The 13676-nt window shown below is 59.1% G+C and carries 11 protein-coding genes, 1 tRNA gene and 3 pseudogenes; 8 read left to right on the top strand and 7 right to left on the bottom strand.

The window, feature by feature from the left end; genetic code table 11:
- Positions 1-35: 35 nt before the first annotated feature.
- Positions 36-341: a hypothetical protein gene (locus ACYDAT_RS03995; RefSeq protein ID WP_461439487.1), complete on the bottom strand. Its 306-nt coding sequence runs from the start codon at positions 339-341 to the stop codon at positions 36-38.
- Positions 342-585: 244 nt separating this feature from the next.
- Here ACYDAT_RS03995 and ACYDAT_RS03990 point away from each other — a divergent pair, with 244 nt between their 5' ends.
- Entirely contained in the window at positions 586-906 is a 321-nt protein-coding gene (locus ACYDAT_RS03990; RefSeq protein WP_461439497.1) for an ArsR/SmtB family transcription factor, read from the top strand.
- 10 nt (positions 907-916) lie between these two features.
- Here ACYDAT_RS03990 and ACYDAT_RS03985 read toward each other — a convergent pair whose 3' ends face one another.
- Positions 917-1225 (bottom strand): LysR family transcriptional regulator, encoded by a 309-nt coding sequence (locus ACYDAT_RS03985; RefSeq protein WP_461439486.1) that lies wholly within the window; start codon positions 1223-1225, stop codon positions 917-919.
- Positions 1226-1393: 168 nt separating this feature from the next.
- Between ACYDAT_RS03985 and metX the strand changes: the two genes are divergently transcribed.
- The 4 genes and pseudogenes from metX to ACYDAT_RS03965 all read left to right on the top strand — a co-directional run.
- On the top strand, positions 1394-2545 hold the full coding sequence (gene metX / locus ACYDAT_RS03980; RefSeq protein WP_461448544.1) for a homoserine O-acetyltransferase MetX: 1152 nt from the start codon (positions 1394-1396) through the stop codon (positions 2543-2545).
- Entirely contained in the window at positions 2538-3122 is a 585-nt protein-coding gene (locus tag ACYDAT_RS03975) for a cysteine dioxygenase family protein (protein WP_461448542.1), read from the top strand. The genes metX and ACYDAT_RS03975 overlap by 8 nt, the downstream gene beginning before the upstream one ends.
- A gap of 28 nt (positions 3123-3150) precedes the next feature.
- Positions 3151-3237 (top strand) — tRNA-Leu (locus tag ACYDAT_RS03970).
- A gap of 326 nt (positions 3238-3563) precedes the next feature.
- Positions 3564-3866: pseudogene (locus tag ACYDAT_RS03965) on the top strand (transposase); the annotation flags it as partial.
- 216 nt (positions 3867-4082) lie between these two features.
- Here the strand turns inward: ACYDAT_RS03965 and ACYDAT_RS03960 are convergent.
- From ACYDAT_RS03960 to ACYDAT_RS03945, 4 genes and pseudogenes are all read right to left on the bottom strand, one after another.
- Positions 4083-4550 carry a cytidine deaminase gene (locus ACYDAT_RS03960; protein ID WP_461439483.1) on the bottom strand — a complete coding sequence of 156 codons (468 nt, stop codon included), beginning with the start codon at positions 4548-4550 and terminating at the stop codon, positions 4083-4085.
- Positions 4551-4633: 83 nt separating this feature from the next.
- Positions 4634-4824 (bottom strand): annotated as a pseudogene (locus ACYDAT_RS03955) (DUF4372 domain-containing protein); the annotation flags it as partial.
- A gap of 344 nt (positions 4825-5168) precedes the next feature.
- Positions 5169-6224: an IS1595 family transposase gene (locus ACYDAT_RS03950; protein ID WP_461448540.1), complete on the bottom strand. Its 1056-nt coding sequence runs from the start codon at positions 6222-6224 to the stop codon at positions 5169-5171.
- A 417-nt stretch (positions 6225-6641) separates the two neighbouring features.
- Positions 6642-6731: pseudogene (locus tag ACYDAT_RS03945) on the bottom strand (IS1595 family transposase); the annotation flags it as partial.
- A 163-nt stretch (positions 6732-6894) separates the two neighbouring features.
- Between ACYDAT_RS03945 and deoC the strand changes: the two are divergent.
- The 3 genes from deoC to ACYDAT_RS03930 are packed head-to-tail and all read left to right on the top strand — an operon-like array spanning position 6895 to position 10332.
- The gene (gene deoC, locus ACYDAT_RS03940; RefSeq protein WP_461448538.1) at positions 6895-7926 is read left to right on the top strand and encodes a deoxyribose-phosphate aldolase; all 1032 of its coding nucleotides are present in this window, start codon (positions 6895-6897) and stop codon (positions 7924-7926) included.
- Positions 7927-7937: 11 nt separating this feature from the next.
- Positions 7938-9470 carry an aldehyde dehydrogenase family protein gene (locus ACYDAT_RS03935; RefSeq protein ID WP_461448536.1) on the top strand — a complete coding sequence of 511 codons (1533 nt, stop codon included), beginning with the start codon at positions 7938-7940 and terminating at the stop codon, positions 9468-9470.
- A gap of 1 nt (position 9471) precedes the next feature.
- Positions 9472-10332 carry an aldehyde dehydrogenase family protein gene (locus ACYDAT_RS03930; protein ID WP_461448534.1) on the top strand — a complete coding sequence of 287 codons (861 nt, stop codon included), beginning with the start codon at positions 9472-9474 and terminating at the stop codon, positions 10330-10332.
- 406 nt (positions 10333-10738) lie between these two features.
- On the opposite strand, the gene ACYDAT_RS03925 is transcribed toward ACYDAT_RS03930, so the two are convergent.
- Entirely contained in the window at positions 10739-13528 is a 2790-nt protein-coding gene (locus ACYDAT_RS03925) for a bifunctional YncE family protein/alkaline phosphatase family protein (protein WP_461448532.1), read from the bottom strand.
- Positions 13529-13676: the final 148 nt, after the last annotated feature.

Below are 13676 nucleotides of genomic sequence, written 5' to 3'. Positions count from 1 at the left end.
TCCGCGCGCGAAGCAAGCCCCGCGCGCCGGATCGATCAGGACTTCGGCGTGTTCTTCATGCGTTCGATACCCAGCGCCTCGAGCACGTGATTTTTCTCGGTAGCTGGCTCGCCCACGAATTCGATCTTCTTGCGCGCCAGACAGGGCTTCACCTCCAGCACCACGTCGTCGCGTTTGCGCCAGCCCACGCCCACCCATGGGTTGGAGGGTGTGAACGAAAATCCCGGGCCATCACCCATCACGGTAATGGCGTGGTCGCCACCCATCCCCGCACGCAGCTCATACGCCGCAGTCATGCCGCCGATGCCGATGCCGGCGCCCAGCACGATGCTCTTTGCCATGGTCCCTCCCGCTCTCCGGTCGTTGCGTGCGGCATCGCGCACGAGGTCCAATCCATAATATTAGATATATCTTAATTATATTTTATACATACTGTCAACCGCCCTGCCGTGCCGCACGAGAGTACCCCTGTTGCCGGCAAGCGGGCACACTATCCGCAGCAGATAACCCGCAGGAGTCGACATGACCGCGTCGCGCAGCAATCGCAACAGCGTTGCCTTGGACAACAACTTTGACTTCGAGGGCATGCAGCGCAATGCCGAGGACGCCGCGCGCCTGCTGCGCGCCCTGGCCAACCCCCAGCGCCTGCGCATCCTGTGCCTGCTGGTCGGTGGCGAGATGTCCGTCGGGAACATCAACGCGCGCATCGATCTCAGCCAGTCCGCGCTGTCACAGCACCTGGCGGTGTTGCGCGAAGAGCATCTGGTGACCACGCGTCGCGAGGCGCAAACCATCCATTACGCGTTAGTCAACGGCCCCGCGCAGGTCATCATCGAAACCCTGCACGGCATCTACTGCAGCTCCAAGAAAAGCCATGGCAACACACAGCGCGCGTGCGCGCCCTGAGCGCGCGGGTTCAGACGCAGGAAAACCCCGCGGCCAGCACGGTGGCCTGCTCGCGCTCGCGCTTGAAAGTCGCGCCAATGCGACGCATGCGCTCAAAGGAATCCACCAGCTCGCGCGCATGGCGCACCAGTTCGCGGCCCGCCGGAGTAACACGTACGCCGCCGCGGTTGCGCTCGAAACACTCCGCGCCCAGATAACCCTCCAGCTTGCGCAACTGGATGCTCAGGGTTGATTGGGTGACGTGACAACGACGCGCAGCCTCGTGAAAATTCAGGCAGTCCGCGACAGCGATCAGATAGCGGAAATCACGGATCGTCATGGGCACCTTCCTGCGGGTTTGCGGGCGCGATGCTCACACAAGCGCGCACGGCAGTCCAAGCGATTGTCGCGATGGCGGGCATAGAAATAGCCTATCCCCTTGTGCGATGCGCTTGGCGCGGACATCGACTGACGCTAGCCTCCGTGATTTGATCCACAGTGCACCGCCATGGCCGACGCGCGTCGTTATCACCGCCTGCCCTCGCCGTTTCGCATGAAGCGCGGCGGCGAATTGATCGGCGCCCACCTGGCCTACGAAACCTGGGGAACGCTGTCGCCGCATGCCGACAACGCCGTGCTCATCCTGCCCGGGCTCTCGCCCAGCGCGCACGCGGCATCCGGCCCGCATGACTCATCCGATGGCTGGTGGGAAGCGATCATCGGCTCCGGCAAGGCCATCGACACCGAACGCTGGTTTGTCATTTGCGTCAACTCGCTGGGCAGTTGCAAGGGTTCCACTGGCCCGGCCTCGCACGATCCGACCAGTGGCAGACCCTACGCCATCGAATTTCCCGAACTCACCCTGGAGGATGCCGCCAACGCCAACCAACATCTGCTCGATGCGCTGGGCATCGCGCGCCTGGCCTGCCTGGTGGGCTGCTCGATGGGTGGCATGACCGCGCTCGCGCAGATGCTGCTGCACCCACACTGCACGCGCGCGCACATCAGCATTTCGACCGCGCCACAGGCGCAGCCATTCGCCATCGCCATTCGCTCGCTGCAACGCGAGGCCATCCGCCTTGATCCGAACTGGAACGACGGCGCCTACGACGATGCGCACTACCCCGAGGCCGGCATGCGCATCGCGCGCAAACTGGGCGTGATCACATATCGATCAGCGCTCGAGTGGAGCGGCCGCTTCAGTCGCATCCGCCTCGACAGCGGCGCGCGCGACGAAGATCCGTTTGCCTTCGAGTTCGCCGTGGAGTCGTACCTCGAAGCACACGCGCGCCGTTTCGTGCGCACCTACGACCCCAACAGTTACCTGTACCTCAGCCGCGCCAGCGATTGGTTCGACATCGCCGAATACGGTGGCGGCAGCGTGACCGCCGGGCTCAAGAGAATCCGCATCGAGAACGCGTTGGTGATCGGCGTGGATACCGATATCCTGTTTCCCATCGAGCAGCAGAAGGCGATCGCCGACGGCCTCGCCGAGGCCGGCGCCAAGGTCGATTTTGTGGCGCTGGATTCTCCACAAGGACACGACGCGTTCCTCGTCGATACCGATCGCTTCGGCGCCGAGATGCACCGTTTTCTCGACACCCTTGACACCACCGGCAGCGTCGCCCCAGCACCTGCGGAGCAGGCCCGCCATGACTGATGCAGTGAGCCCCATCTGTCAGCCACTGATCGATTGCGTCGACGCCGCGCTCGGCGCCAGCGACACCGAGGCACTGACCGCGCGTCTGCGCAACGGTCTGTGTCAGCTCATGCGCGATCAGCGCTTGCAACTGCCCGCCGCGATCCTCACCCCGCGGGGTGATCGCTATGCGCGGCGCGAGTTGTATCGCAGCACGCGCCACGCCTACAGCATCGTGGCGATGACCTGGGGACCGGGCCAGGGCACCTGCATCCACGATCACGCCGGCCTGTGGTGCGTCGAGGGCATCTGGCGGGGCCAGTTGCAGATCACCCGTTACGCGCTGCGTGCGCACGATGCCGCGGGCTGGCGCTTCGACGCCGAAACAGTCTTCATCGCCGGCACCGGTTCGGCCGGCAGCCTGATCCCGCCGCACGAGTACCACACCATCCGCAATCCCAGCAGCAGCGCGGTGGCGATCAGCCTGCACGTGTACGCAGAGCCCATCACCTGCTGCGGCGTGTACGAGCCGCAAGCCGGCGCGCCCGGCCATTACCAGCGCCGTGAACGGCAGTTGTCTCTCGACCCGATCGACTGAATACCGCATACTTCCCCGCTTGATCCGTGCCGAAGTGGCGGAATCGGTAGACGCAGCGGACTCAAAATCCGCCGGTGGCAACACTGTGAGGGTTCGAGTCCCTCCTTCGGCACCATTTGGAATTCCGGGCAGGTCCGCAGCAGTCCGGGAAACCCAGCAGAAACCTAGTAAAATGCTCACTTCCCCGTCCGGGGATATCCGCCGCAGACCGCTTACGCGGCCTGCCGTGACTTGAGTAGGGCTCTGAGTAACCCGCACGCGTGGCTTCGGAGCCCACTCAAATGCTGATCTACGAAGCTCAAGGTGTTGCACCCGCGTGAAAGTCACGGATGACAAGGGCCTATGTGTAAAAGTACCCCCGAGTCCGGCGCGGTGGCGGTTCTATCCAGTGTTACAGGTACTACGCGGGGGGTGCAATTCACCGCCGCGCTGGGGATCCTCGCCGAGATCGGCGACCTCGGGCGCTTTGAGCGCCCCCGCCCCGCCAGCTGATGGCCTAGCTCGGCATGACGCCCAGCGCCAGCACAGCTCCAGCGGCACGCGCCGGCTGGGCGGCATCACCAGACCGGCAATGGCTATGCGCGCAAGCTCTTGATCGGCGGGGCGACCTGGTCGTATCGCTATCCGGCCAAGGTCAGCCGCATCATCCAGGTGCGCCATGAAGCGCTTGCCAAGCCCATCGTCGATCGCGCCTGGGACACGCAACTGCGCCTGTGTGGTCGCCGCCTCACCCTGCACGGCAAACATCCAAACGTCGGATGAGCAACCGGGACGGGGCATGGCGTTGCCGAATTCGTGGTGACGATTGCTCTGCACTGAAGCCCTCACCCCAACTCCTCTCCCGGCGGGAGAGGGGACTTTTAGCTGCTGAACTTCGACGCGAATCAGGTCCATCAGAGCGCGTACTGGCGCGGCTTCCTGCCGTTGTTTGCTGAGGTTCGAGGCTAACCGGGTTTGGTTTTACTTATCCAAGCGCATCAAATTGCGCGGGCCAAAACCATATGGAAGAAGTTTTTCAATATCAGTTTTGCTTATCATTGTCAACGATGCGTTACTTGCAATTACTTTAACGCCGCCACCCGAGACTTGGCCTGCTTCGAGAATAATTTGCCGGCATCGCCCGCAAGGCATGACAATAGAATCCATATTGAGGTTTTCGGGCGAGAGACTTTGACCGATAACGGCTATCTCAATAATGTTGAAGTCGCCCGCCGTATTGGCTGCGCATATTGCAGCCACTTCAGCGCAAATTCCCAAGCCATAAGAAGCGTTTTCTAGGTTGGCGCCAAGATAGATCCGATTTGTTGCTGTCCTTACAGCCGCACCAACTGCAAAGTGTGAATATGGGGCATATGCATTTTTTAATGCGGAAAGCGCGCAATCCATTAATTCCTTATCTGCGGCTGATAAATTTTTACGGTTTTTCATTTTTTATTCCTTACATCATTCGTTAATAAAGAAACCTGATTCGCGATATGTCATGTCGAGTAGCGTTTAGCGACCTCGGCCTATAGACAGATTTTGATATCGCGCAGGCTCTCCCGGTTGGTCAATTGGGCACAGGCCAAGACCCGAAACTGCTCCGCGCAGCTCAGCGCACGTAGCCCTTTGTTGCTCCGTAGCGAGCCACGTTCCAGCCCAATGTCGCCGGCTGCGTCAGAACGCCCGTCAGCTGCGCGAACCGTGTCTTTCCCGTGTTCATGGCGATCTCCATGGCAAAGTCGACGAGAGTACCTGAATCAGGACAAGTCATTATACTGCGTGTGCCAAAGGTGCGTGCGAGGAACTGCGCCAACAGGCCGTTCTTTGCTGCGCTCATGTGCTATGTTGCCTCGAATCTTGCATGCTTATCCGCTCTTGATCAGCCGCGAATCTCAGCCATGAAAATTGCTCGCCAAGCGCAAGGTCGGCTCTCGGCATGGTTTGCAGAGCATCATGGCGCGCCCGTCGTGGCACCATCACGCGCAGGCGACATCGATGGTTGAAACGATACGCGGCTTCCGCCGGATAGCGCCGCGCATCCAGAAAACTGATTAGCGCTGATCTTCAGCATGGCGAGAACACCGGCACGGCGCGCAGGGCGTGCTCGGAGCGTGGTTTGCAGCGCGCAGCGGCGACCAGCAGGCGCGGAATAAGCGCTTTCAGATGAAAGCGGCGATTGAAGCGCCAGGCTGCTTCGCCAAGGTAGCGGTCGGCGTACTTGAAGAAGTGGAACGCATGATGAGTGCCATCCAGCGAGCGCTTGAGATTGCCCAGCACGATGTTGACCCAGCGTGCGCCTTCGTCCTCGCAGATGGCCTTGCGCGTGCTGGCAACGATGACGGTGTGCGCGTGATCGAGGTCGACGACGGCGCGAAACGCGCCGAGGCCATCGCTGTAAACCTCGGCACCAGGAACCAAGTGCGTTTGGCCCCACGCCTCGATCGCCTTCTTGTCGAAGGTTGGCACGGGTTCGATCACCGCGTGGCCGGGATAGCCCTCGGCATCGGTCTCCACCGCGATCAGGAACGGCCGCTTGTTTTCCGAGCCGCGCCCCGGCTTGCCGCCGGGCAGTTTGCCGCCAAGGTAAGCGTCGTCGATCTGCACGAAGCCTTCGAGCTGGCGCCCGATCTCACGATCGGCCATTGCCTGCATCAGCTTGTCCCTTGGGGACTTCCGTTGGTCGTGCTTGATGCGCCAGGCCGTGCGATAGCACACCCCGAGGTGGCGTTTGAGCGACAGCGCCGAGAGGCCGTTCTTGCTGTGCGTCAACAGGTACGACCAACGGAAGTCCCTGAGGGACAGGGCGAGGAACCACGTGGTCAGCGGCAGCTTGCTGCTGGCGAAGAGCGTGCCGCCGCGCAGACGGGTCTGTGCGTGGCAAGCACTGCACTGCCAGTAGGTTTGGTCAAAGCGCAAGCGGCTGGCATGGGCATGCCCGCAGTCGGTGCAAACGAAGTCCGATGGCCAGCGCGCGCGGCGCAGTGCGCGCGAACACGCCGCCTCGGTGCCGTCCCTTGGGGACTTCCGTTGGTCGTAGGCGGCGAGGAACTCGGTCAGCGACAATCCTGGCTGGAATTGGATGCGGTTCATGCCCTTGCGGTTTTTGCTGTTTGCAGTCATAGCGGCAACCTCGGCGGAAACGGTGGCCCAGCTTGGCCTGCGCCCGTCTCAAATCCCGCGACGTTGCCGAAGATCAGCGCTAATCAGTTCCCGAAAAGGGACTCCCCGCGATCGTACGTTGCCCTGCCGGATCGTCTGGTCGCCGCCGCTGATCGCGCATTTGATGTCTCTTGGGGACTTCCGTTGGTCGTTGTCCAGCAGGATGTTGACCCAGCGCGCACCGCGCACTTCGCAGGCGGCACGTCCGCCTGCAGTTTCCAGCACCGTACGTTGGGGACTTCTGTGGGTCGTGTGCACGTGCCCGGCGGCGGCAAAGCAACGAAAGCGGAACAAGCCGTCGCTGGCCCTTGGGGATTTCCGTGGGTCGTAGATCTGTCGGCTGGGGTGGAAGCGCGAGCGTCGGCAATCGCCGACGGCCGGGCGGCGGAACCCATGCGGCCAGCGCGCCCGGCACAAAGTGCGGTAGCACTTGGCTTCGGTGCCATACTGCTGCATGAACTCGAGCATCGGTCAACAGACACCGCTGAAACTGCACAAGATTCATCGCCGCGACACCCACCTTCGTTCTCTGAAATGGCTCATCGCCTACCGGAGCCGTCGCAAATTACTCGTCCGGCGGCTGAGGTTCGCGGCCAACCAGGTACCTTTGTTAGATTTATCGGATATTTAAATGAGCTCAAAAGAAATTAATGTTGTGACTCCGAAACAAGGCACTGCCTTGGCGCCTCGATTTAACTTGATACTTGGCGGCAATCCCAGTGCTGCAAACCTGAAGCGTTATCTGTCAGGTATTCCAAAGGTGGATGCCGTCGGATTGGAACAGCGTGCTGCTGCATTGTCGACTCGTTCGATCAAGTCAACATCAAAGCTGAAATCGCTCGACAAGATCATTGAGCTTATTGACCTGACTACACTTGAAGGCGCAGATACACCAGGTAAGATTCGATCACTTGCGGCCAAAGCAATTCGACCAGATCCCAGTGATCCCAGCACGCCCCATGTGGCGGCAGTATGCGTCTATGGAGATATGGTCCCATATGCGGTTGATTCGTTAAAATACTTTAATAAAATGCGCGATGGTAATAGCATCAAGATTGCAGCGGTCGCAACTGCGTTTCCTAGTGGTAGGGCATCCCTGAACGCTAAGATCGTAGACACTACTGAGGCCATCGCCGCAGGAGCCGACGAAATCGACATGGTCATTGACCGCGGCGCATTTTTATCGGGCCATTTTGATCAGGTTTTTGATCAGATCGCTTCGATCAAAGTTGCCTGTCGTCGCCCTGATAGTACTCATGCATGCCTCAAGGTTATTTTAGAAACGGGCGAATTGAACACTTATGACAATGTTCGCGAGGCATCCTGGCTGGCCATACTGGCGGGCGCAGATTTCATTAAAACCTCAACAGGAAAAGTATCGCCGGCGGCAACTTTACCTATGACATTGCTAATGCTGGAAGTAGTGCGGGACTGGTATAAGTTGACTGGTGAGCGAATTGGAGTAAAGCCTGCGGGCGGCATACGAAATTCAAAGGAGGCAATCCGCTACCTAGTGACAGTTGCCGAGACGGTGGGCGAAGAATGGTTACAGCCAAACCTATTCCGCTTTGGCGCTTCAAGTTTGCTGAATGACGTGCTACTTCAACGACAGAAGATGAAGACTGGCCATTACTCCGGTTCCAACTACGTAACAATCGATTAAGGCACACAACCATGACGTTTCTTGAATATGCCCCAGCCCCCGAGTCCAAGGCCATCCTTAAGCTGAAGCCTGAGTACGGATTGTTCATCGACGGAAAGTTCATCAGTGGCCATGGCAAGCCCTTTCAAACGATCTCTCCGTCAACCGAAGATCCCATCGCGACTATCTCGTGCGCGAATGAGCAGGATGTGGACGTAGCTGTTTCAGCGGCCCGTCGCTCATATGAACATATCTGGTCCAGGTTGAGTGGCGCTGTTCGAGGAAAATATCTGTTTCGCATCGCGCGACTAATTCAGGAACGATCTCGTGAATTAGCAGTAGCTGAGAGTTGGGATAACGGAAAGCCTATCAAGGAGAGTCGTGACGTCGATATTCCGCTGGTAGCGGCATGGTTTTTCTACTACGCCGGATGGGCGGATAAGCTCGATTACGCTGGACTCGGCGCAGACCCGCAGCCACTTGGCGTCGCGGCGCAAGTGATTCCATGGAATTTCCCGCTGTTGATGTTAGCATGGAAAATTGCTCCTGCACTTGCCGCTGGAAACACTGTCGTTCTTAAGCCGGCGGAGACAACACCGCTGACCGCTCTCTTATTCGCAGAAATCATGGAGCAAGCGGATATGCCGCCAGGCGTTGTGAATATTATCACCGGTGCTGGAGAGACAGGGCGCCTGTTGGTCAATCACCCGGATATCAATAAAGTAGCTTTTACCGGTTCTACAGCTGTTGGTCGGGAAATTGCGCGTGCCGTCTCTGGCACACACAAGAAACTGACTTTGGAACTGGGGGGTAAAGGCGCCAATATTGTCTTTGAAGACGCTCCGATCGATCAGGCGGTCGAAGGCATTGTTAATGGTATTTTCTTCAATCAGGGGCACGTATGTTGCGCCGGTAGTCGATTGATCGTGCAGGAAAGTATCCATGATGACTTGATCGAACGCCTTAAAAATCGGTTGTCGACATTACGCTTGGGCGATCCACTTGATAAGAACACGGACATCGGGGCGATAAATTCGTCTGAGCAGCTAGAACGGATCAAGGCGCTGTCCGCGGCCGGTGAAGTCGAAGGTGCAACGCGTTGGAGTGCTGATTGCGTAATGCCAGCAAAAGGTTTCTGGTTTCCACCGACAATCTTTACGAATGTCTCAACCAGCCATAGCGTCGCCCGTGATGAAATCTTTGGTCCAGTGCTTTCTGTCTTGACTTTCCGCACTCCAGCAGAGGCCATTACTAAAGCGAACAACACGCCTTATGGTCTGTCAGCCGGAATTTGGACGGACAAGGGCAGCAGAATCCTGGCTGTTGCCGATGAGTTGAGGGCAGGAGTGGTTTGGGCAAACACGTTCAACCGTTTTGATCCGTCCAGCCCGTTCGGGGGATACAAGGAATCTGGTTACGGCCGCGAGGGCGGTCGACATGGGTTGCTGGCTTACCTGAAATCAGGCGCGCCAGCCACTTTTAAGCGCTCCGACAAGCGAGTGCCCACGAGTGTCTCTCCTGTGAAAGCAATTCGGCGATCACGCAAGACGAAGCGGGTGGTGTGAAATGAGCCATATGATGATTCCAAAGACTTACAAACTTTATATCAATGGAGCATTTGCGCGCAGTGAATCTGGTCGAACCTATCAGGTGTTCGACAAAAACCACGTATTCGTGGCAAACGTGGCGATGGCATCGCGAAAAGACGCGCGTGATGCAGTTGTCGCCGCAAGATCCGCTTTTTCTTCCTGGTCAGGTGCGAGTGCCTATAACCGGGGACAGGTGTTATATCGTATCGCAGAAATCATGGAGGGCAGGCGCGAGCAGTTTATTGCGGAGATTCTTCAAGCCGAGGGAGGAGGCAGAGCGAATGCTGCATTGCAGGTAAACGAGACTATCGATACTTGGGTGTGGTATGCAGGATGGGCTGACAAGTACGCGCAAGTAGCTGGAAACACGAACCCGGTAACCGGCCCCTATTTCAATCTGTCAGTGACTGAGCCTACTGGTGTCGTGTCGGTCATTGCTCCCAAGCGACCCTCTCTGCTTGGATTCGCCAGCGCTGTCGCGCCAGTGTTGGTTTCCGGAAATACCGTGGTTGTCATTGCCAGCCAGCCACATCCATTACCCGCACTGAGTTTAAGTGAAGTATTGGCTACGAGTGACATCCCTAAAGGTGCAGTCAATATTTTGTCCGGTAATCCCGCGGAGATTTCACCTTGGCTTGCATCTCACGCAGACATAAATGCTATTTATCTGATTGGAGCCGGCGATCTGAACTGGGCAGACCTGCAAGCTTCAGCTGCTGAGACGCTCAAGCGGGTTGTGCCGCCCGAAGCTGGCAACGACGTTGTGTCGCGCTCTCTTGAAAGAATCCTGGCTTTCACTGAAATTAAAACAGTCTGGCACACTAAAAGTTTGAACTAGCGGACTATGGAAAAGCCCCCATTTTGTTGCGGCTAATTCATATCGATTCGGCTTTTCTTGCGACGCTTCGCAGCCCGCCGCGATGGCCCTTGACACGGGCATAGAGCTCTCTGGGGGCACGAGGCATCAGGCAAGGCAGCGTATTCCATAGATGTAGACCACTTGCAGCAGCGCTGCGCGCAGCCGCCGCTCTGGCCCCACCCCACCACATACCGCGCAGTCAGCACGCCACTCAAATTCGCTTGGATCGTGTCCACCAGCACACGCAACTCGCGAATCGGATGATCGCGCGGAACCTGATCTTCCACCGACTCATATGCACGGCCACACCGCGCATCGATCCCGCGCCTCTACGACCTGTGTCATCTATGACCACAGCGCACTCGCGGAGTTTCTCGACAATCTGCTAGTCGTCATCATTGGCCAGGAAATAATCCAGTGGTGCATGATGTTGGCTTGCGTACGCCCTCAGATAGCGCATGGTCCGCATGTAGCTCTGATAGCCTTTGCTGGCCGTCCATTCCTGCCGCATTTGCTCAGGTCCGGCAATCTTCAGCAAGCTGGTGGGTGTGTAATGCTGCGTCACGGCGGGTAGCGCGGAATCGCCGCGCAGGTGCGCCCGCAGCCAAGCAGCGCTGAGGGGCTGCCCGCTGGCACCCGCTATGCGACGCAACAACTTGCCGTCCGGACAGGCCCCGCGATTGAACGCAAGCGGCACCTGCTGCGCATGCACCGGCACGGACGCATCATCCGGATGCCGTCGCCAGATTCCGCGGATCACTGCGGCATTGCTATCCCACTGTGACATCGGTGGCAGGCCGAGGACTGCCTCCACGGTGCGGATCAGATTCACCTGCGAGTAGCGCGTGGTGACCTGGGTTTGACGCACCCAGGGGCCGAGCGCGACCGCGAAGGTCCGATGGGCATTGATATGATCGGCGCCGGATTGGGCATCGTCCTCGGTAACGAGGACCAGCATGTGTTTCCACTGCGGCGTGGTGCTCAGGTAGTGAATGATGCGAGCAGTGGCCAGGTCGTTGTTGGCGACGTAGTAGTCCGGCGTGTAGTAGCAGGGACTGCGTCCAGCGGTATGGTCGTCAGGCAGCCAGATGTAGAGAAAGTGTGGCAACTTGCCCGTATGCTGACGCATCCAGTCGATGGCAACCCGGGCCCGCTGCGTATCGAGAATCATCCGGTCCCAACCTGGGAAAGCGACCGCCAGATGCGCCTGCATCGCAGTGGAAATGGCGCCATCCTCGGTACGCGAGACAAATTCGCCAAAGTCCTCAAAGCTGACCCCGTGACGAAGCAGGTCGTTGAATAGATAGAGCCGCTCGGGATAGGCGATCCACGGATTGGTCCACTTGCCCAGAACCGACAGGTCGGTGTAGATCGCGTAGGGGTTGGCCTTGCCTCCAGGGATGCCGCCAGTACCGGTACTCAGCGAGGTAGGCACCAGCGACTGCGTCCAGCCGGGGTTGGGCAACAATCCGCGATTGGAGTAGTACTGCGGCCAGGTGCGCTGGACGAAATCGGAATCCGAAGCAGCGGTGACCCACTGGTGGGCTTGGGCGGTGACTTCACCGTCGGCATAGAAATTGTCGAACAGCGCGTCGTGCCGTGCCCACGAGAACAGGTTGGGCAATTCGCGCGGTCCGTAAAGGGCCAGTTTGCGATCAGCCCAGTGGCCTGCCGACGCAAAGTCGCCAAGATCCTCATCGAAAGTCTTGTTCTCCCGCAGGATGAAGACCACGTAATGGATGTGCTTGCGCAGATACGCCGTCGTCGTGCGGTTGTCGCGAGCCAGCGCGATGCGGTGAGCCTTGTCGAAGCCGTTATCGGCCAAGGCCACGGTGGTCAGGCGCGGCAGGTCGCGGTCGATGCGCGCATAGCTCAACCGTTGCAGCACTCCGTGCATCATGTTGCCCACCCACTGGTGCCTGAGATTGGGTCCGCTGCCGAGACCCTTGGCGGCGGTGACGTAAAGCGCATCGGGACCAGCCGCCAGACTGGTCGGATACCAGGCGGTGGGGATCAGACCGAGTTGCCGACTGCTGTGCAGATCGAACACGGCAATGTCATCGTTACCAGCGTTGGCGACGTAGAGTCTTCCGGCATGCACGGCCAGCGCATCGGGATAGCTGCCCGGCGGCGCGCCGGCCCAAGGCTCGTCATCAAAGGTGCGCACGATTTTCCGGGTGCGCGCATCGACCTCCACGGCCTCATCGAGATTGGAAGCCGTAAACACCACCCGCGAGCTGTCCGGTAAGGCAACCAGCGCGGTCGGGTGGATGCCCGGGTCCGGATTGTCCGGGCCGGTAGTCGGACCGAGGCAAACCCGGCCCAGCGGCTTGAGATTGCGCGCATCCAGCACGGTGGCTCCGCAGCCACCCCAATCACTGACTACCAGCAGACGACCATGATCGGTAAGCACCGGGGCAAAGGGATAAGATCCCGCATTCGCATACTGGATTGCACCGGTCTTCAGATCGATTCGGGCCACGGTATTACTGAGTAGACCGGTGACGTAAGCATGCCGGTCGTCGCGGCCGATCGTCACGCCATCCGGGTAGAAGCGATAGGCGCGACCCCGCGAGCCCTGGTACCGGTATGGATACTGCGTTTTAGGAAACGGATGGAAGGCGAGCCAATAGCGCCGAAGCACCTGCATACTGTTGGAGGCTGGCTGCAGGGCAACGAGCACGTCGCTACTGCCGCCCGCTGCGTACAGGCGTCCGTCTGCGCCCGCCGCCAGGCCCTGGAAGAAGTTCTGCCGTCCAATCCGGGTTACGTCTACCGCGACTTCAGTGGCTTTCGCAGCCACCCTGCCTTTGAACCCCTGCACCTGGGCCAGCCTGTGCAGGTCACGTGCGTCATAGCTTGTCACCGTCTGAATGCGAGTCGCTCCGTCGGCGAGGACATCAACCATCCCCTGATCGACCACCACGGCGGTAGCGAAGTTGGGGGTTCCTGCGAGTAGCCCGACCGGACTGATCCGGCGCCCGGTGGCGATGACATGGGTGATTGCCGGCAGATCGGCCAACCGACCGTGCAAGACCTTATCAACAGCGATCTCCGGAACGCCGCTCTGCGCATGGCGAACCCTGGGGGTGGCAGAAACCGCCGGACCGCAGACCAGAAGAAAAACCACGCCGCCGGCAAGACGGCACCAGGACCACCAAGAGAAACGAACCATGCGAAACCATCCGCAAGTATGGGAACGGGAAATCGAGGCGTATTCCGATTGGATCCGAATACGAATGTCCCACCGCTTTATATGATTTTAAGCCGCGTTGCGACAATAAAGCAATGCAAGCACGGGATGTCCGCCTCTACCCACACCC

It is taken from the genome of Metallibacterium sp. (genome assembly GCF_054637675.1).
The sequence above is the reverse complement of the archived record's forward strand: the minus strand, read 5'-3'. Positions and strand labels throughout refer to the sequence as shown.